Here is a 17,714-nt window from a genome sequence, read left to right as displayed (position 1 = left end):
CTTTCATATTATGGAAGTATTAGGAATTTTATGAACGCCCTCGCCTCCGCCTTGTCCGATGGAAATCTCGCTGGCCGTGTGTTTGATGAGCGTCAACTCGGCGAGGCCGTCGGCGGCGGCTCGGCACGTCGCTATGCGCTCGTCAATCGTGCGCTGAAAGATGGCTCGCTCATTCGTCTGAAGCGCGGAACCTATCTCCTGGGAAGCCGATATCGATCGGATGCCATTCATCCTTTCGCGGTCGCCCAAGCTTTCCTACCGGGAAGCTATGTTTCCTTCGAGACCGCCCTCGCCCACCATGGCTGGATTCCCGAGGCGGTCTACAGTACCGCGAGCGTGACCCCTAGGCGAAAATCGCTGGAATTCGACACGCCCCACATGGGCCGCTTCACCTTTCACCCCCTCGCCATCCAAGACTATCAGTATCTGGTCGGCGTCGAGCGGGAGAAGTTCGGCGCCCTCACTGCTTTTGTCGCGAGCCCTCTGCGGGCCCTCCTCGATCTCGTCGCCCTGCGCAAGCAAGGCTGGACAGGTCTCGACTGGCTCACGAGCGGGTTGCGGATCGACGAAGACCGCCTCCTCTCGCTCAAGCGCAAGGAGTTGGCGAAGCTGACGCCGGTGTACAAGCACAAGCTGGTCAACCACTTCCTGCACGCACTGGAGCTTGCTCTGCCCGCGAGCCGGCCGCGTTCGCCGAAAGGCCCCACTAATGATTGAGATTATCCAGAAGAAGCTGCGCGATTACCGCGCCGCCAATGCCCTCGAGGAAGAGAATGCGACCAAAGAGATCATCCAGGAGATCGCGCTCTATGCGCTCTGGCGCGCCGATTTCTTCGACGTCGCCCTCTTCCAGGGCGGAACGAGCCTGCGCATTCTCCACGCACTTCCGCGCTTTTCGGAGGATCTGAATTTTCTGCTGCGCGCGCCCGACCCGGAATTTCGGTGGTCTCCATACCTCTCCGCGCTGGTCGAGGTGTTCGCTCAGTTCGGCCTGAAGCTCGAGGCTCAGCCCAGAGACAAGATGGACCGGGCGGTGCGCGAAGCGATCCTCAAGGACGATTCCATCGCGAGCCAGCTCAATCTGAGCTTTGCGGGGCCAGGGCGTGCCAGGCCGATCAGGATCAAGCTCGAAATCGACACCAATCCGCCGGCCGGATCGGGGGAAGCGACGACCTTTCTGGATTTCCCTGCCGATTATCAGGTGCGGCACCAGAATCTCGCCTCGAATTTTGCGCTGAAGATCCACGCGCTCCTTTGCAGGCCCTATTTGAAGGGTCGCGACTGGTTCGATTTCTCCTGGTACGTCGCGAACGGCATCTATCCGAACCTCCCGCTGCTCGGCGCCGCGCTTCTGCAGACGGGTCCGTGGCAGAACGAGGTGCTGGAGATCGACGGCGTCTGGCTCGTCCAGAGCCTGAAGGCGAAGATTGGGGCGATCGACTGGAGCGCGGCCGCTGCCGACGTAGAGCGCTTCCTGCGTCCTGCCGACGCCAAGTCGCTCAGCCTGTGGAGCGAGGCCTTCTTCGACGCCAAGCTCGCTCAGCTCGGCCGGGCCGCGTCGAAATGACAGCCGAGCCGCCACGCGCACTAGATCGCCATGAGGCGTCCCTCGGCCGAAGGGGCGGCATGCGAGGTCATGTCTGATGACCCGCGACCTGCTTCCGATTTCAAATAATCTTCCGCCCGATCTGCTCTCGGAGATTGAGGGCGCGCGCGACACGCTGGCGGCGTCCAAGGCTCATTCGACGCAAAAGGCCTACGCCACGGACTGGCAGCGCTTTTGCGACTTCTGCGACGCACGCAATGTCGAGGCGCTGCCCGCGCATCCCGACATCGTCGCACTGTTCGCGCATGTCGAGGCCGAAGCGGGCATCGCGCCCGTCACGATCGGCCGTCGCGTCGCGGCGATCAATCACCATCACAAGGAGGTGGGTCTCGCCTCGCCCAGTGCGCGGGACGCTGCTGGCGTCATCGCCCAGATGATGGCGGGCGTGCGCCGTAAATATGCGCGCAAGAAGGACCAGAAGACGCCGGCGGCGGCGGATGTGCTCACCGCCATGCTCGCGACCATCACGGGCTCGGGCTTGCGCGCCAAGCGCGACCGGGCGATCCTGGCGGTCGGCATGGCGGGCGCGTTCCGCCGTTCGGAAATCGCCGCCATGCTCTTGTCCGATCTCGCCTTCGAGGCGGGCGGCGTGCGGATCACGATTCCGCGCTCGAAAGGCGATCAGGAGGCTGAAGGCCAGGAAATTGCGATCCCCGAAGGCCGGCATATCCGACCAGTGAGCTTGCTCGGCGACTGGCTGGAGGCAGCCGATCTGAGGGGTTCCGATCCTGTTACCGGCAAGCCGCGGACAGGCCCGGTCTTCCGCCGGCTCACGCGGGGCGACGCAGTTACGGCCGATCCGATGACAGACAAGACCGTATCCCGCTTAGTGAAAACCTGCGCATCGGCAGCGGGCTATGACCCGGCCCTCTTCTCCGGCCATTCTCTCCGCGCGGGCTTCCTTACCGAGGCGGCCGCGAGGCGAGCGAACCTTTTCAAAATGAAGGACCATTCGCGTCACAAGTCGCTCGATACAGTTGCAGGCTATGTCCGCGATGCGGCTAGGTTCGAAGACCATGCCGGCGACAAGTTTCTTTGATGCCGGGTTGCGCGGCGCCGGCTAACCTGTCTCGCAGCGAAATCCAACAACCTTGAAGAGCCGGCAATGAAAACGGCGCCAGAATGGCAGGCCTATGCCATGCCGAATTACCATCCGGCGATGGCCCAGGCATCCACAGCTCTGCAACAGCGCATCCTTGTCGACTCCGCCTATCGGTCTTTCGACCGCCCCGCGAGTGGAATTGCGCCGTGAAAGCCCAGACGAGGTTCAGAGTTCGATCAGTGTGTAGCCACGGTCAGAAAGGAGCTTCTTTGCCCAGGATTTGCTGATCGCCACTCCCTCGGCGCGCAGCGTGATTGCATCATCGGCCCGATCGAAAAGCGCGATGCATAGCTCGTCGCTATCGAACCGCGATCGGTACTGAATGCCGTCAAGGCTCGTGTTCTCATAAACGCGGGCGGAAATCTGCTGCGGCACCGCATAGGCGCCTGGATTGTCAACCGGATCGAAGTCGGCCGAGACACTCGCAACGGTAGTCCTGAACCAGCCGAGGCCCGGTCCATGGACCTTGGCCAGTCGGATGGGCCTGGTCGTAATGAAGGTTGCCGCGCGTCTCCTGGCCACCTGATCCCAAAGGACATCCCGGTCGTTTGGCGTCCGCAGCAGAGTTTCCGCGAAAGGACCTATGAGCGTCTTGCCAAGATAGAGAACACCGAATTTGCCTTCTGGATCGTCCCACCGCCAGGTCGCGTCCATGCGGCCATACCATCTGGCAGCGACCGTCGCGCCGTGAACCCGATGGAGCACCCTGCCCGTAGCGGTCGTTGCAACGGGAATCCTCCCTTCCGCCGCCATATTCGTCAGTCTTCGAGGGCACGGGCGAACCGCACGATGCGTTCGACCTCTGCGTCGCTGCCCTTGAGGAGTTCGATGGGGCTCATGCCATCAAGACCTTCATCGCCGCCGATGAGGAACTGCAGGATGGCCCAGCCAGTCGTATGCGGAGCGGCACTGAGAACCTTCGCAATTCCTGGGAGGATCGCGTTGCCGTCGAACTGGAACACCGGGAAAAGCTTGGTCCCATTGTCCTCGACCATCAATAATCGCCGGTCCTTCACAGCCTTATAGACGGCCTGGATCGTCTTGTGTCCGAGCAGCGTGCGCACCCTCTCTGCAGTCAGCGCGCCGCCCGCCGCGTCGATCATCCGTCGCTTGAAAGCGATGGCATTCGTGATCCTCTCTGCAGCTTCCGGGTTATCCGTTTCGACCGCCGGAATGCCAAGAGCGAGATGAAAGACCAGGCTGGGCACGTCGATACTGCTGATGGCGGCGGCCTTTGCCGCCGCCGGCATCATTTTAATTATGCGGTCGGTGCTTGCCACGATGCGGTCGTGGAGGACACGATCCGCATCTACGAAGCCCATATTTCCCGGACGAACCATTTGATCATTCCTGTTGAGTCAGTTACATATAGATTGAAATCACCACAGTTTCAACCAGGGCATTACCCGCCGGCTTAGTTCGCTGCCTGGTGAAGCGTTGCCGGCACCTCGTCTAGACATCGAAGGTGGGACGTAATGCGTGCGCGCCGCTTCATTCGAACATTTCTGACTATGGTGGGGGCCTACGCCTTCCTTTGTCTCTAACGCGCGTGAACTCCTCAAATCAGGCTTGTTGAAAAACCGCGGTCACGGCAGGCATGGTGTCCGAAGGACTCAGTCAACGGCCACCTTTATCGAAATATTCCGGCGGGCAGAAACGTAGTCTCTTGCGTGCCTCTGCTTAGGCACACTGCGCCAGCACCAGACGGATTGCGAACAAACGGTCCAGCTTTGAGAAGAATAGCCTTGGTCAAGTTTGCAACCAAGGCTGACGAGTTGCATCGCCTAGATTTCGTTCTCAATACCAGGCTTCGAAGGTGTTGGTATCGGTGTCGTCCGGGAAAAGACGGCGGAGCGCCCGAACAAAGGTGAGCGCTTCACGTCAGGCGATGCTGTATTGCGCGCTGAACGGGAGAGCGAGCTAGCACCGTGCTCATATGCCGCAACCAGTTCGACCAGTCTGCCTTCATCTTGACGGCCACGCGATGGCCCCAGAACGAGAGCGCTATATGGGGCTCGGCGCTCTCCAATTCGGCCGCATGGGAAGCGTTCCATCTGGGCGCCTGCGGAGATCGATACCGTTGCCGCGACCGCGCGTGAACGTCATCGGGAGTGTGACGGTCTCATAGGTGGCCGAAAAACCGAAGAACGCTTTCTGGCCGTACCAGCGTTGACCTTCCGCAACCTTCATCTGATAGGTGCCCGGTGGGACTGCGACGGTCGCGTGGTCGTTCTTACGAACATAAACCGAGATCACATGCCGCCCGCTGCGAGGTTCAAAGAGCTGGACTACCGCATTGGCGTTGGACGTCGTCACCGCCATGCGCGCGGACGCAGACACTGGATTGACGGCAGAACTGACTGTAACGCTGCCGGTCTCCGGGAACGGCAAGTCCGGTCCCGAATGGGGAAACCATCCCTCCCGCTTCAGGGAGTGCCAGGCCGGTATTGCGACCAACAGAAAGCACAGCGCGAACGGCAGCCAGCGAAATATGCCACGACGCTGAGGGCGGGAACTGCCATTACCGGCTGCGCTGCTGTTCGAAGCCATGGTTGACGGGATCGAACCAGGCTCCCTCGACCCGTCCGGCGCGGTCATTCCATCTGGTGTCTCTGGAGCGAGCACGGTAGCGCTCGCGCATATAATCCCGGTCATCCAGTCCCATCGCCGATTATCCTTCGAAGGCGATCTGAAGTGACTCTTCCCGAAGCGGGCCAACCACCCGAAGCACCGCCGGGATGGTGGGCCGAGCCGATGCGGGAATGCGAAAGGTGCGATAGCCCGCACCAGATGTCATGGCGTCGCGGATGCGGTTCCTCGCCGCGCTATGCGACCAGTCATCGACTTCGATGAGAGCAACCACCTTGCCAGTGGTCGGGTCTTGAACCACGAAGTCGACGATCTTTTGCGAGAACGCATTGCGATCGGCTGGCGAAGATCGTCGGCCAGGCCGTGCCGGCGCTTTCAGAAGCGCGCCCATCGCCACCTGCGCATGGAAACGATACATGGGGAAGATCTCCTCGAGCACGACGAGCATGGCCTCCTCGCGCCGGGTCATGAGGGGTTTGGCAACAGGTGCTGGTGGACCGGACAGTCCAAGGGCTCCGCCCAGGATCGCGAACAGGATCGCAGCCGAGCCCACAAGGACGAGCACCGGCACGATCGAACCCAGCATCGAGCCAACGATATTCAGCTTTTCCATGGCCGCGCTCTCAGCCCCAGCCGTCCCGCCTGCCTTCGCCATTGTCTCGCAGGTTTCGCCTGTCGAGCGCCGAGCGGCGAATGTTGAGCTCGATCTCTTCGCCCTTGCGGGTAATCTGGACGTCGCGCGGGTCGATATTGTTTCGTCGGGCATAGTCGTCCGCCGCCTTCTCACTGCCGAACTTACCGGCCTGCTCGAAGTCCCAACCCATTGTTCGTCTCCTTCTCTTCGCCGCGGGCACCACGCCGGCGGTATGTCCATTCACAAGTCGAGCCCCAGGCTGCGCTCCGGCAGCGGCGGCAGTGGATCGCTGCGATCGGACTTCACGTCCGGCGGCGCCTTCGGATTTTTGGCAGCTGACGCCGAGGCCGAGTTGTCGGGCAATGGCGGCAGGTCGGTTACAAGCGGCGGGAGATCCGAGAGGTCGACGCCGTCGATCGGTCCTGGGTCGAATTTCTCGCGGGGCTGAGCGCCGGGTCCCTTTTTGCCGTCGATATCGAGACGGCCGAGCGTCTCGAGCGCGGAGGTCTTATTGCCCGGATTCATGTCGAGCTGACGCTCGAGCTTCTCCTTGTCGTCCACGATCATGGTCAGCTCGTCGCGCACGCGGGTGACGCCGACGTTGAAAAGGCGCTGGTTCGAGAGGTTGACCGCTCGCTCTCTGTCCAGGGCGTCGCGGGTGCAGGCAAGTCGACGATGCTCCAGGCGGTGGCGCGGGTCGCGGAAGCGGAGGGGCAGACGATCACCGGCCTCGCCTTCCAGAACAAGATGGTGGCCGACCTCGCCGAAGGGGCCGGCATCAAGGCGCAAACGATCGCGTCGTTCGTGCTCGCGAACGAGCGCTTCATCAGCGAACGGGACACACCTCGCTACGAGGCAGCGCGCGAGAAGCTCGCCGGCACCATGTTGCTGGTCGACGAGACGTCGATGGTCTCGAGCAACGACATGCTCAAGCTCCACCTGATCACCGCGGCCCTGGGCGTTGACAAGCTTGTGCTGGTCGGTGATCGCCAGCAGCTTTCCTCGATCGATGCCGGCAAGGCCTTCGCCATGATCCAGGCGGGCGGCGGCACCACGGCCCGCATGGACCAGAATATCCGTCAGCGCACCGACCAGCTGCGCACGGTCGCCGCGCTCGCCAATATCGGCAAGGCCGGTGCGGCGATGAAGGTGCTGGGGGATCGAGTGGTCGAGGCGGCCGAGCCAGCCGCCGCCGCCGCCGACATGTGGCTTGGGCTTGACCCGCAAGAGCGCGAGGCGACTGGCGCATCATGTCTTTCGAGATGCGATCCACCTCCTCGCGAAACTGCGCCAGAGCATCCGTTTGTGCGGGTTCTGACAGCGGCGCTTCCTGTGGAGAGTCCGGCTGTGATGGACGCTGTTCGGCTGCGACCTGGTATGTCCTGCCGCAGTTCGAACAGCGGGCGCATTCATCGACCTCGTCATATTGCTCGGGATCGTAGAGCGTCGCGCAGTACGGGCACATCGGAGCGTTGAACAGCGCCCGGAGATCGTCGGAAAGTTTGTCCATAAGAGCCTCCATCAGGATGATGCCGTGCTCCCCATCTCTCATCGATGAGGATGGGCTCATCGGGACGCGGTGTTGAGGCGGTCAGGGACGGCTTGGCCGCCGCGAAGCGGGCAGCGGGGGAACCGATTTTGTTGCCGGGTAGCGGAGCGAAGCGGCGGCAAAATTGGGGGGACCGCTGGTCCTTGACGGGCGAGAAACACCCAGCGTCATGCTTTGGCGATGAAGCTTCGTCTGATGCCGAGATGTGAGAGCGCGCGTGCTTTGTTCTCCTGCCCCACGAGGGTGTTCGGGGTCAACGGCAAAGCACCTTGGTCGAACGTCCGCGAGGTCAAAGTAGCAGGGATATCGGACTTCCCAGTCGAAGGCTTCTTGGTGGGAATCGTGGTCTGTGATAGGGGCCGGGCCGCGCTGCGAAAACGGTGGTGCCGGGGCTCGAAAACCCTGTCGAAGGCGGTACTCGGTGTGAGCTTCACGCCGGGGTGCCTGCGCATATGTCCAGGTACCCGGGTACTAAAAGCGTAGGCGCACTGTTTCGACTGTGTTTTCGAGCCCCGGCTCCCGCGCCCAGTGCGCGGGAGTTTCCGGGGTTTCATATGGTCCCCGTCCCGATGGCCCACGGCTTTTTGACGTATGTCGGAGGGGATATGATCGAGCGGATCGAAGACTTATCGAAGGCTGATCAGACCACGAGGCGAGCGCTCGCTATCGTCCTGATGCGGGAGGTGCTTCCGCTACTCGATATGTTGGGGGAGAATATCGCGGCCGGGCATCTCCAGCTGGCGATCGACACCGTCATGCGGGATGGCGAAAGCGTGCACACGGAAGGATCATGCTAGGCTGACGATGCCTGTCAGGCCCAGGCCAGCCGTGCACCTTCGCCGTCGTTGACGCTTGCGAGGAGACGCTCGATCCGGGGAAGATAGTGATCAACGCCTCGTGCCACCGCGCGGACCGAGGTTTCAGGGTCGGCAAGCCGGTTGCGGAGTTGGTCGAGAGGGATTTCACCGACGCTATCCACGCCGATATCGAGCGCTTCGAGAAGAGCATAGGCGTTTCCGTAAGCGAGATCGAGTTCGAGCCCGCAATCGGATGTAAGCGCGACTCTGATCGTTATTTCGCCCGCGCTCGAACTGTGATGGACGGCGATCCGGCGTCCCCGAAACTGGGCCTCTTCGACGACGCTGATCACAGCCGGATCATGATCGAACTGCGCTGTCACGGCCGCAAGCGCCAGTGGACAGATGCGTGCCTCGAAGCTGTCCCCGAGATATTCGTCGGGTTCGATCAGGGCGATGCCGATCCGTTCTCCCTCGGTGCGTAGATAGCGCCGGAAGGAGGCGAGCTGACGCGCGGTGATGACCGCGTGCGGATCGGTCGTGTCGTCGGCGGGAACAGTGATGCGGAAGAGGACGGACATGGCCTTTGACTCCTTGAGCAAACCGCATGGCTTCACCCCTCTTTTCTTTGGTCGGAGGGGTGCTGCTGAGCGTCTGTCCTGTCGGGCAGCGTCAAGGCGGTGCGCGGGGGGTCGATGCCCCCGCGCACCGCACCGCGCCAAGAAAGGGAAGAGAGGCCCCGGCGGATGCCGGAGCCTCTCGGAATGCACAGAGGTCAGCCCCTGCGCGCCATGCGCTGCGACGAGTGCGGTGCCGGGCGCTGCTGGTCGAGTTTCACGACATGGAGGGGAACGCCTGCCTGCCGCAGCTTCTGTGCGAGGTTCATCTGGATGCCGGAGCCGTCGCAGACCACCGCTTCGACCGGCTTCAGGGCAAGCAGACGGTCGTTGCGAACGAAGGCGGCCTTGGCCCCCAGCCGGCGGTCGAGGCGGAACATGATGACCTTGACGCCGCGCGCTGCCGCCCAAGCCTGGGCGATCGCATCGCACCCTTTGGTCTGGGCGGTGGTGGCGAGGATCATTTCGGGAATGCGGGCCTTGATCGTGTCGAGGCCCTTCCAGAGCATGTCGTGATCTTCCCAGACCTGCCCCCCCGAAAAGGCGACAACGGGGCCTTCGGGCGTGAACTGCTCGCGGCGCTCGCGTCCCCTTGCGGCCAGATAGTCGCGGGCGTCGATCATCGATGCGGTGACGCCGTGAGAGACCCGGCTTCCCCGGGTCGGCGAATAGGGCCGTCCGGTCTCGACGCGATAGACTTCGGCGGCATGGTCGCGCATGCATTCCATCGCATCGCGGCACCCTTGCAGCGTCTGGCAGAGCAGCTGCGCGTCTTCGACCTGCGTGGCGTAGATCTCGCTGGGATCGAAGCTGCGCGCGAGTTCGCCAAGCTCCTTGGCCGCGTCGTCCTCGCGGTCGCTGATCCGCTTCGCGACGACATGGAAGCTGTTGACGAAGCCCCAGGCGAGATCGCTGGCGAAGGGTTCGAGGCGGGTATCGCGGAACACGTCGAACAGCGTCGCCATCACCATCTCGACAGCAGCTCGGGCCTGCTCCGGATCGGGCATTTCGAGCTGTTCGCTCTCGTCGACCGGCGACAGCTTGGCGCGCTCGTCATACTCGATGAATGCGCTCTCGTAGAGCGGGCTGCGCTCGTCGGTTCCGGTTTCGCTGGCGATGAAGCTGGCGAAATCGGCGAAGTTCGAGAAAGACTTGGTCATGTTGGCCTCCATGGCTTTTGAATGTCTCATCCACGCGATGAGGCCTTGCTCAGGGCATGCGGTGGTCAGGGAGGTCGGGCACGTTAACCGGGAAGCCGGCCGCCTGCGGCCGGACCCCGGTTAACGCCGCCGCGCGGGGAGCGGGGGAACCGATTTTTTCGGGTGGGCGCGCCAGCGGCCGCGCGCAAAAATTGGGGGGGACCGCTCATGCTCGACGGACCGCCAACCCCGCATGCCACACTAGGCAGACACAAGAGAGGAATAGGGGTGTACAACCCTCAGCGGGGAGTAACCACGCAAGCGGGATCGTGACCCGGACGGGCGGAGACAGGCCAGGGGCCTGGCTCCGTGAGCTTGGCCGGGGTCCGCTTGCAAAGCGGGCGGCGGCTTAGCGAATAGAGCCCCGGTCCCGTCCGCGCCGAGCGGGCGGGATGCGCCGATCCAGCTGCCACCCCTCCTGGAACGAGCGACAAGCATGGCTCTCTCGGCCATTGCAGGCGCATCGCGCGCAGGACCGCGGCCTCATATCCGCCCGTATGTTACGAGAAAGGATAGCCCGCGGTACAAAGCGCGGCACATGGTGAGACACAACAGTGAAGCACCATGAAACCAACTCGGAGCGTCGTCATTGCGCTGCAATCGCGTGCGTGCGCAGCGGCGCGTGCCCCCGGCGGTCGGTTCAGTTCGGCCCGAAGAGATCCTCGACGGCGAGCGGGCGAAGATCGGGGGTTAGCAGGTCATGGGCGCATTTGATCGCGGGCGCGCTGGCAAAGGAGGCCAGCACCCAGCCGTCCGGATCGCATGGGTTCTCGACAAGGCCGTAGCCATGGTGGCCATGGAAGACGCTACTGCCCCGCACCCATATGCGGCGGGGCCGGGTCTCTTCATCGGGTCTGCACATAGGAACTCCCCTCCGTCGCGTGAACGAAGGGAAGGCCCCTCTTGCCTCTTTCTTCGGCCTGGGCCGCCGCGCGGCCCAGGCGTGGCCCTGCGACCGGAAGCACGGGCCAGCCAAGCGGGCGTGGTTTCAGGTCGGCCTGATCCAGTCCGCTGCCGCGCACCATCCGATGATGTCGCTGCCGCTGTCCGACACAGCATCGCCTGAGATATCGCGCCAGGGCGATCGCGGCCGATAGGTCGGCATATGCCGCGCGGTCAGCAGATCGAACGTCGCGCAGGTGTAGCCGCTCAGCCGGATGGCGAGCACCGGCTGGTTTTCTGGCGGAAGCGCGGTGAAGACCGAGACGAAGCCGCTGGGGACCGGGCGCAGCGTCGCATCGATCATGGTGCGCGCGAGCCGGGTCTCGAGTTCGCCGGGTTCGCTGCCCCAGGGATGGGCATCGATGTCGAACAGATCGGCGCCGCCCATGGTGGGAACGGTGGAGAATTCGCCGGACCAGCAGCGGCTCTCGGGATTGAGCGCGGCGACATCGGCCGCGAGGCCGGGATCGCCGGTCTCGGCGCGGAGCCAGTCGGTCATGCCGGCGGTGAGCTTGCCCGAGAGCTTGCGGGCGCGGACCGGCGCGGCGTCGAGCTCGGGAAACTCGACCAGCCACCAGGCGAGACGATGGTGCATGATGATGCCGTAGCTATGGGCGACGACACATGGTGCGGAAGCGGCTTGGATCATGATGGTGCTCCGTTCGAGGGGCGTGTGACGGGTCAGTGGACCGACCCGTCGTGCGCGAGGATGGTTTCGGGAGTGATCAGCTGGTGCTCGGCGGCGACCAGCGACCAGGCAGCCGCGAGCTCGTCATAATATTCGCAGTCGACGATCGCGTCGGCGCTGGCTTCGCCGAACTGCGCTTGCTCGAAGGCGCGCGTGTGGGCCGCGTCGGCGGCCTCGGTGATGGCCTGGGCCAGGCGGGCGGCGATCTCGTAGCGGCCCAGGCTGTCGGCGGCCCGGCGAATTCGGGCGACCATGCTGGGGTTGGTGACTTCGATCCCGTGGTCGACCCCGGCGATCTCATCGAAGGTGGCGAGATGGAACATTGTGCTGCCTTTCGCAAAAATGAGAAGGGCGGCCCGAAGGCCGCCCGGAGGGATCAGAGGAACTCGATTTCCTCGGCGACGATGTCGGTGTTGTAATAGGTGCGCCCGTCGCGCTCGTTGCGGCTGTAGCGGATCTCGCCGACGACCATGAGCTTGTCGCCCTTCTTCTTGTGGTTGGCGACGGACTTGCCGAGACCGTTGAAGGCCTTGACCGTGTGGAACTCGTCGTAGGTCTCGGTATAGCCATTGTCGTCCTTCTGGACCTGGCCGTCCTTGATCACCGGCTTGGACGTGACGAGGCTGAAGCTGACGCCGCCCTTGCTGTCGGTGCCGAAGCGGCTGATGTCCGACGTGATGCGGCCCGAGAGAAAAACCTTGTTCATGCGCGTAACCTTTCGCGTTGCGCCAGCGGGCCGATCCCGCTGGGATGAACAATCGCGAAGGCCCGTGATCGAGGGGGCGCCGCACCCGCGCCGCGGCGCGGGGAAACCCCCATTTTTCGAGTGGTGCGGGCAGAGGCCGCAAGGCCTCAACACGGTCGGAAAATGGCGGGTTGCGGCGGTCCCGCACGGGCGTAGCGTTCATTCCACCAAGCGGGTGGCCGGATGGCCTGTGAATGTTCGGCGCGGTGATGAGGTGGCTCGCGCCGGCATCTGGAGAGCTTGCCATCGACGCAGCCTTGGCGCGGCGTTGCCCCGCAGTGCGGGCTGGGCCGAGATCATCGGGACAGTGCGCGAAAGGAGAATGGCTCCCGTCAGTCCTTCGTGATCCGCCGTCAGGCGCCGGCCGGTCGCGGCTCGCCAACCGCCCAGGTGGGCGGCAAAGGATTGGCCGCGAAATCACCGCTGCCGCCGCGTGCGTGGGCGTACTGCACCCGCCTGGCATCGCCTGAGGTGCGGGCCGTTCACCGACCCGTCGGCCGGTGGCGGCGCTTCTTGCGAAAACGAGATCGTCACTCTGCGCCGAGCCGAGGCAGAGCATCGACCAGGGCGCCGGCGTTAACCCTGATGCTTCAGGCCGTGACAACCATGACGGCGGCATAACGGGGGGAGAACCATCGGAGAAGAGCTTGCGGGCGTCGCCGGGCGAGAGAGAACGAAATGATCGAGAACCAGAAATTCCGGCCGGCCCGTGTGATTGGACCGCTGGGCGAGCCGCTCACGATGGAGACGCTGCCCGCGCCGGACACCCGGCGCTGGGTCGTGCGGCGCAAGGCCGAGGTCGTCGCGGCGGTCAACGGCGGCCTTTTGACGATCGACGAAGTCTGCGAGCGCTACGGCCTGACGCTGGAGGAGTTCGCAGGCTGGCAGCGCGCGGTCGATCGCTCGGGTATGCAGGGGCTTCGCGTCACCCGTATCCAGCATTATCGCGATCTCTACGAGCGCCAGCAGCGCTATTGAGCGCGCGGGCTTCCGAGATCCTCAAGGCTTGGACGATCATGACGAACCGTTTCAGCCGCCTTGGCTATCATGCTGCTCGGCGGTGTCGCTGGGTTTGCGGTTGCGCGCGTGTCGGATCCCACGGCCGTGTGCGGCGACGGACAGGTTACGCTCCGGTGGACCGCGCCAGCACCGGTCGACGTGCTTCAGGCCAGCGCTGGTGATGTCAGGGTCGCGGCGGCGACGCCGGTATCGATGCGTGACGCGGACGGAACGGCCTCGGTGCGCCGTGGGGCCGAACAATCGCCCCTATTTCCTCCTGCGGGACACGACGGATAGCTCGGTCACGCGAGTCGCGGAACGGCTCGTACCGCTCAAGCTGGGACCGAACTTCCGCGATATCGGCGGGTACGCTGGAACGGGCGGCCGGCATGTTCGCTGGGGCCTGATCTATCGCGCCGGCGCGACGCCGATGCTGTCGGCACAGGATCAGACGCCTGTGAACGGTTTCCACCTGAAGCTCCTGTTCGCGGCCTTGCCGCGCAAGTAGGGCACGTGGCCGATAGCCGGCATCTCCTCGGTGTCGCGGTCCCCCTGGCGATAACCGGGGTGACATGTGGGGCCATGGCAGCTTCGCCGCCCGCGGCCTCGGTTTCGAGCGCTTCGGCGGCAAGGGGCAAGGCCTTTGCCGAAGAGCATCGTTCGGGATGTCGTGCCGTGGTTCCCGAACGGTTTCTCCCAATCCGGACGCGCCGCGCTCCGGGAATGTCGTCGCCAACGTAGGCTTGACGGCCGAAACGCTGACCTAATGGCTGCGGCATTCGCACAACTTCCCCGAGATCATGAATTTCGAGATCGCGGACGATCAGGTCGATGACCTGTCGGCCTATATGCTGATACTCCGTCACCCCCGGCCGGGACGCCGATAGGCTGGGCGAGAACGAAAAACAGGGCCCGCTTCGCCGGGGAGAGCGAAGCGGGCCCTGCGAGGGGCGTGCCCGGCCGGGGAGGCGTGGGACCGAGCACGGCGGGGGTTCAGCTGACGGTTTCGGGCTCCTCCGCCTGCTCGGTCGCGCGCTGGCGGCGCTGCCGGCGGCCGCTTTCCTGCTGGGGCTCACCGCCACCGAACGCGTGTTCGGCGGAGGACTGGCCGAGGCCGGCTTCGGCGCCCTGGCCGCGCTCGGCGGCCTCGTCGGCACCGGGCAGCGGCGGCAGGCCATCGTCGGCCTTGGGCGCCATCTCGGCAGCGAGATCGCGGCGGCGGGTCGGGCGCGACCACACGATGTTGTAGCTGCCGTCCTCCTGACGGAACGCCGAGATGTAGAGCGGCGCGGCCAGGCTCGGGTCCTCGATCTTGCCGTTGAGGAACGCCTCGCCCGTGCCGTTCGAGAACAGCTCGAACAGCGCGCCCACCTGCACCCAAGAGCGCGAGGCCGACAGCGCCAGCACCTCGTACTTCGGCGCCTTTGGATTGGCCGAGTGCACCTCGCGCAGCGCGATCGTCATGGCAATCGTCAGCGTCGCGATCTTGCCGACGAAAATGCCGGCGTCATTCTGCTTGATCGAACCGATGTTCATGGGAAAGTCTCCTGGAAGCTGGTCTCGAACACCGTGTCCGAGCCAAATTCCTCCTCCCCACTCCTCTCCTCGGCCGTTCGGCCGAGCAGGCGCGCAAGCGCCCCATCCGAGGCCCGCGTCCGCGGCCTCGGGATTGCCCATGGCGATATGATGGGCTGTCGTTTTTGGAGCTCGGGTCAGGCCAAAGGCGCGGCCCGGCCATGAGTCAATGGACCCCGTCCAGCCAGTTCTCGACCTTGAGCGCGCGTACCCGCGAGAACTCACCCACATTGGCGGTCACTAGGACCGCTTCGAGGGCATAGGCGTGGGCAGCGATGAAGAGATCGTTGGGGGTGATGGGCTTGCCCGCGGCTTCGAGTTCGGCGCGGATGCCGCCATATTCCGTGTCGGCGGGGACTTGGAGCGCAAGTATCTGCACGCTGTCGAGAATGGCTTCGATCTGAGCGAGCAACCGCGGCGATCCCTTTTTCGCGCAACCGTAACGCAGTTCCGCGGCGGTAATGATGCTGACGCAGATCGTGTCCGGCCCGACATCCGCGATCCGCTTCGCGACGGCGCCCTGGGGATTGCGCGCAAGGTCGGACACGATGTTGGTGTCGAGCATGTAGAGGTTGGTCACAGGACGATGGCCTTGGCTGGCAGCAGCGAATCATCGATATCGGGGAACTGATCCTCCGCCCCAAGGGGTTCCAGTCCGGCCAGCACTTCCAGCAAGTTCTTGCGGCGGATTGGCTCGATAATGAGCCGGTCGCCCTCGCGGTGGATCAAAACGCGGTCGCCGGGAAACTCGAAGTCGGCTGGTATTCGCACCGCCTGGCTTTTGTTGTTGCGGAAAAGCTTGGCCTCTCGAGCAGGGGTGAGGTCGGATTGTGCCATGAGGGCCTCCTTGCATATACATTAGCATATACATGCTCCATGGGGTACATTCAACCGATCCGGCGTAAGGCCGCTGCTTGCGCGGCTACACATCGAGATAGCAGTCATGGGCGAGCAGGAAGGCCTCGGCGAGGGATTCGCCTTCGGCGAGCAGGCGCGGCTCGCGCGAGCCGGCCCAGATCGGACGGGGCAGATCGTCGCCCATGGCGAAGCGCCAGCGGGTGAGGCCATTCGCTGCTTCCAGGACGAAGCCGGCCTCATTCGCATCGAAGCGCTCTATGGTCGCTTTCTCGTTACCGAAGTCGGGCATGTCGAGGATCTGATCATGGCCGGCATAGCGATGCTCCCACGGTGTGAAATCCGCAAGCTGATCGGGATGCACGCCAAGAATGCGCTGGTCGATGACGGCCTTGAGCGACCGGAAATCCTGGGCCGGCTCGATCTGCTCGCGAGTGAGCCAGATCCACCCGTCCGAGCCCGTGAGCGGCAGGACGATCCATGAGCCGCGGTTACATTGCCACCCGGAGAGCCCGACTCCCCCCTGCCCGTAGCTGCCGAGGTGGCTCGAATAGCCCGTGAGCATGCGGCCTTCCGGCCATTTCGGCGGCATGGGACCGATGACGCCGCTGCTCCTGATAGTGCTGAACGAGCCGCGATCCCACAGGCTGTCAGGATTGAGCACACGCCGTTTGGGTCTGCCGGTGCGAGGAAGGTCGAGCACGCGGCGCGCCTTCTCGAGCGGATCGTCGTTCTGGCGGGCACTGATAGCAACCTGCAAGGCGAGCGATCCCGTTGCCGGGCTCGGGCTGTTCTCACAGTTGAGCTCGAGAACGGCTTCGTGCCGGACGGGAGACTGGCCGCTCTCCGGCACGACGGTGCGCTTGGCGGTCCAGTCGATGCGCCGGCGGTCGTACCAGCTTTGGGAGAGAATCCAGCTGCGCGCGCGACGCGCATCCTCGGCCTCGGCTTTGGCGAGAATCCGGTCGGGGACGGGCGCCGTGAAGACGACGTGATAGGTCGGCATGGAGATACTCCGGCTTGAGGGGCCTGAGCGGCGCACTCGACGGCGTCCGCCCAGTTCGTTCACGCAAGCGGTGCCGGCATGGCCAGCCATTCGGGCTGGTCGTTCGCGATCGGCAGGTCGTAGTTCGCGGCCTCGGCCTCGGAGAACACGGTCGCGGTCTCGAGCGAGCCGAAGCCTGTCTTGCTGTTCCAGAACAGGAGGCCCTCTTCGGCATCGCGCGTGGCGATGATCATACCGTTCTCGGGCTCGCCGACGCGGCGCGTCAGGGCCTTTTCGAGGCCTCGGGCCGAGCTGGCGAATTCGATGTCGTCCTCGCGGATCACGACGAAGCCGCCGCCGAATTCGCCGGGCCGCATGCGACCGCAGTCGAGCGCATATTCGAACGCGAAGGGTAAGGTGGATCGCGCCGCCGCCTGGATAAGCGCCGCGGCGGCCTCGATGTCGACCTGATCGCCGTGGATCCAGACGCCGACTGTTTCATCGTCGCCGGCAGGGTCGACCTGCACGGTGAAGCCGAGCCGCGGACAGTCGGGGTCGGGGAAGATTTCGAGGAAGCCCGAGAACGGCTCCTCGTCGGTCGGCGGAAAGGCCGCCTCGAAACCCGGCCCCAGCGCGGCGAACCGTGCGGCGCGCTGATCCGGGTCGAGCGAAGTATCGTCGAGCGCCTCGATGGCGTCGTCGATCTGGCGGAGGACGTCGGCCTCGGCGGGCGTGACGGCGAGCGTGAAGCTCGCCTTGGTGAAGTGATTGGCCATGGAGGAAGCCTCGTGGGGAGGGCGCGCGGGAGCGCGCCGCGTGGGCGGCCTCGGTT

22 protein-coding genes and 2 pseudogenes are annotated in these 17,714 nt (G+C 64.2%); 7 read left to right on the top strand and 17 right to left on the bottom strand.

Translation table 11 applies throughout. The features are described 5' to 3' along the window. Nucleotides 1-30: 30 nt before the first annotated feature. From WP12_RS06675 to WP12_RS06665, 3 genes are all read left to right on the top strand, one after another. Nucleotides 31-717 carry a type IV toxin-antitoxin system AbiEi family antitoxin domain-containing protein gene (locus WP12_RS06675; RefSeq protein ID WP_041565057.1) on the top strand — a complete coding sequence of 229 codons (687 nt, stop codon included), beginning with the start codon at nucleotides 31-33 and terminating at the stop codon, nucleotides 715-717. After that, a complete protein-coding gene (locus WP12_RS06670; protein WP_041565058.1) occupies nucleotides 710-1,567 on the top strand; it encodes a nucleotidyl transferase AbiEii/AbiGii toxin family protein in 858 nt (285 codons plus the stop codon). The genes WP12_RS06675 and WP12_RS06670 overlap by 8 nt, the downstream gene beginning before the upstream one ends. A gap of 76 nt (nucleotides 1,568-1,643) precedes the next feature. Further along, a complete protein-coding gene (locus WP12_RS06665; protein ID WP_007015574.1) occupies nucleotides 1,644-2,645 on the top strand; it encodes a site-specific integrase in 1,002 nt (333 codons plus the stop codon). 228 nt (nucleotides 2,646-2,873) lie between these two features. Here the strand turns inward: WP12_RS06665 and WP12_RS06660 are convergent, their stop codons facing one another. From WP12_RS06660 to WP12_RS06635, 6 genes and pseudogenes are all read right to left on the bottom strand, one after another. Continuing rightward, nucleotides 2,874-3,461, bottom strand: coding sequence for an RES family NAD+ phosphorylase (locus tag WP12_RS06660; protein ID WP_039858626.1), 588 nt, complete (start codon nucleotides 3,459-3,461; stop codon nucleotides 2,874-2,876). A 5-nt stretch (nucleotides 3,462-3,466) separates the two neighbouring features. After that, nucleotides 3,467-4,048, bottom strand: coding sequence for a hypothetical protein (locus WP12_RS06655; RefSeq protein WP_162829768.1), 582 nt, complete (start codon nucleotides 4,046-4,048; stop codon nucleotides 3,467-3,469). 1,181 nt (nucleotides 4,049-5,229) lie between these two features. Further along, a complete protein-coding gene (locus WP12_RS25755) occupies nucleotides 5,230-5,373 on the bottom strand; it encodes a hypothetical protein (protein WP_007015568.1) in 144 nt (47 codons plus the stop codon). Nucleotides 5,374-5,379: 6 nt separating this feature from the next. Then, nucleotides 5,380-5,910, bottom strand: coding sequence for a DUF2726 domain-containing protein (locus WP12_RS06645; RefSeq protein WP_007015567.1), 531 nt, complete (start codon nucleotides 5,908-5,910; stop codon nucleotides 5,380-5,382). Between the two features lie 10 nt (nucleotides 5,911-5,920). Further along, nucleotides 5,921-6,121: a hypothetical protein gene (locus WP12_RS06640; protein WP_007015566.1), complete on the bottom strand. Its 201-nt coding sequence runs from the start codon at nucleotides 6,119-6,121 to the stop codon at nucleotides 5,921-5,923. A gap of 50 nt (nucleotides 6,122-6,171) precedes the next feature. Further along, a pseudogene (locus WP12_RS06635) lies at nucleotides 6,172-6,555 on the bottom strand (MobF family relaxase); the annotation flags it as partial. 3 nt (nucleotides 6,556-6,558) lie between these two features. On the opposite strand from WP12_RS06635, the pseudogene WP12_RS06630 reads away from it, so the two are divergent. Both WP12_RS06630 and WP12_RS06625 read left to right on the top strand, forming a co-directional pair. Further along, nucleotides 6,559-7,194, top strand: a pseudogene (locus tag WP12_RS06630) (AAA family ATPase); the annotation flags it as partial. A gap of 891 nt (nucleotides 7,195-8,085) precedes the next feature. Next, nucleotides 8,086-8,277: a hypothetical protein gene (locus tag WP12_RS06625; protein ID WP_007015559.1), complete on the top strand. Its 192-nt coding sequence runs from the start codon at nucleotides 8,086-8,088 to the stop codon at nucleotides 8,275-8,277. Nucleotides 8,278-8,291: 14 nt separating this feature from the next. On the opposite strand, the gene WP12_RS06620 is transcribed toward WP12_RS06625, so the two are convergent. From WP12_RS06620 to WP12_RS06595, 6 genes are all read right to left on the bottom strand, one after another. Next, the gene (locus tag WP12_RS06620) at nucleotides 8,292-8,858 is read right to left on the bottom strand and encodes a hypothetical protein (RefSeq protein ID WP_007015558.1); all 567 of its coding nucleotides are present in this window, start codon (nucleotides 8,856-8,858) and stop codon (nucleotides 8,292-8,294) included. A 194-nt stretch (nucleotides 8,859-9,052) separates the two neighbouring features. Next, nucleotides 9,053-10,054: a DUF2493 domain-containing protein gene (locus WP12_RS06615; RefSeq protein ID WP_039858629.1), complete on the bottom strand. Its 1,002-nt coding sequence runs from the start codon at nucleotides 10,052-10,054 to the stop codon at nucleotides 9,053-9,055. 679 nt (nucleotides 10,055-10,733) lie between these two features. Continuing rightward, a complete protein-coding gene (locus tag WP12_RS06610) occupies nucleotides 10,734-10,955 on the bottom strand; it encodes a hypothetical protein (RefSeq protein ID WP_039858624.1) in 222 nt (73 codons plus the stop codon). Nucleotides 10,956-11,081: 126 nt separating this feature from the next. Beyond that, nucleotides 11,082-11,684 carry a hypothetical protein gene (locus WP12_RS06605; protein WP_046192925.1) on the bottom strand — a complete coding sequence of 201 codons (603 nt, stop codon included), beginning with the start codon at nucleotides 11,682-11,684 and terminating at the stop codon, nucleotides 11,082-11,084. A gap of 32 nt (nucleotides 11,685-11,716) precedes the next feature. Then, a complete protein-coding gene (locus tag WP12_RS06600) occupies nucleotides 11,717-12,046 on the bottom strand; it encodes a hypothetical protein (protein WP_007015554.1) in 330 nt (109 codons plus the stop codon). A 53-nt stretch (nucleotides 12,047-12,099) separates the two neighbouring features. Continuing rightward, nucleotides 12,100-12,429: a single-stranded DNA-binding protein gene (locus WP12_RS06595; protein WP_007015553.1), complete on the bottom strand. Its 330-nt coding sequence runs from the start codon at nucleotides 12,427-12,429 to the stop codon at nucleotides 12,100-12,102. A gap of 717 nt (nucleotides 12,430-13,146) precedes the next feature. Between WP12_RS06595 and sciP the strand changes: the two genes are divergently transcribed. Together sciP and WP12_RS23395 are read left to right on the top strand one after the other, a co-directional pair. After that, nucleotides 13,147-13,446 carry a CtrA inhibitor SciP gene (gene sciP / locus WP12_RS06590; RefSeq protein ID WP_007015551.1) on the top strand — a complete coding sequence of 100 codons (300 nt, stop codon included), beginning with the start codon at nucleotides 13,147-13,149 and terminating at the stop codon, nucleotides 13,444-13,446. A 268-nt stretch (nucleotides 13,447-13,714) separates the two neighbouring features. Next, a complete protein-coding gene (locus WP12_RS23395; protein ID WP_007015550.1) occupies nucleotides 13,715-13,975 on the top strand; it encodes a tyrosine-protein phosphatase in 261 nt (86 codons plus the stop codon). Nucleotides 13,976-14,460: 485 nt separating this feature from the next. Here WP12_RS23395 and WP12_RS06580 read toward each other — a convergent pair whose 3' ends face one another. From WP12_RS06580 to WP12_RS06560, 5 genes are all read right to left on the bottom strand, one after another. Beyond that, nucleotides 14,461-15,003, bottom strand: a complete 543-nt coding sequence (locus WP12_RS06580) for a DUF736 domain-containing protein (protein WP_041565059.1) — start codon at nucleotides 15,001-15,003, stop codon at nucleotides 14,461-14,463. A gap of 205 nt (nucleotides 15,004-15,208) precedes the next feature. Next, nucleotides 15,209-15,622, bottom strand: coding sequence for a type II toxin-antitoxin system VapC family toxin (locus WP12_RS06575; protein ID WP_007015549.1), 414 nt, complete (start codon nucleotides 15,620-15,622; stop codon nucleotides 15,209-15,211). After that, on the bottom strand, nucleotides 15,619-15,879 hold the full coding sequence (locus WP12_RS06570) for an AbrB/MazE/SpoVT family DNA-binding domain-containing protein (RefSeq protein ID WP_007015548.1): 261 nt from the start codon (nucleotides 15,877-15,879) through the stop codon (nucleotides 15,619-15,621). Before WP12_RS06570 ends, WP12_RS06575 begins: the two co-directional genes overlap by 4 nt. A gap of 85 nt (nucleotides 15,880-15,964) precedes the next feature. Then, a complete protein-coding gene (locus WP12_RS06565) occupies nucleotides 15,965-16,966 on the bottom strand; it encodes a hypothetical protein (protein WP_235399008.1) in 1,002 nt (333 codons plus the stop codon). Further along, a complete protein-coding gene (locus WP12_RS06560) occupies nucleotides 16,963-17,658 on the bottom strand; it encodes a hypothetical protein (protein ID WP_007015546.1) in 696 nt (231 codons plus the stop codon). Before WP12_RS06560 ends, WP12_RS06565 begins: the two co-directional genes overlap by 4 nt. Nucleotides 17,659-17,714 lie beyond the last annotated feature (56 nt).

The organism is Sphingomonas sp. SRS2 (assembly GCF_000971055.1).
Taxonomy (GTDB): Bacteria; Pseudomonadota; Alphaproteobacteria; order Sphingomonadales; family Sphingomonadaceae; genus Rhizorhabdus.
The sequence above is the reverse complement of the archived record's forward strand: the minus strand, read 5'-3'. Positions and strand labels throughout refer to the sequence as shown.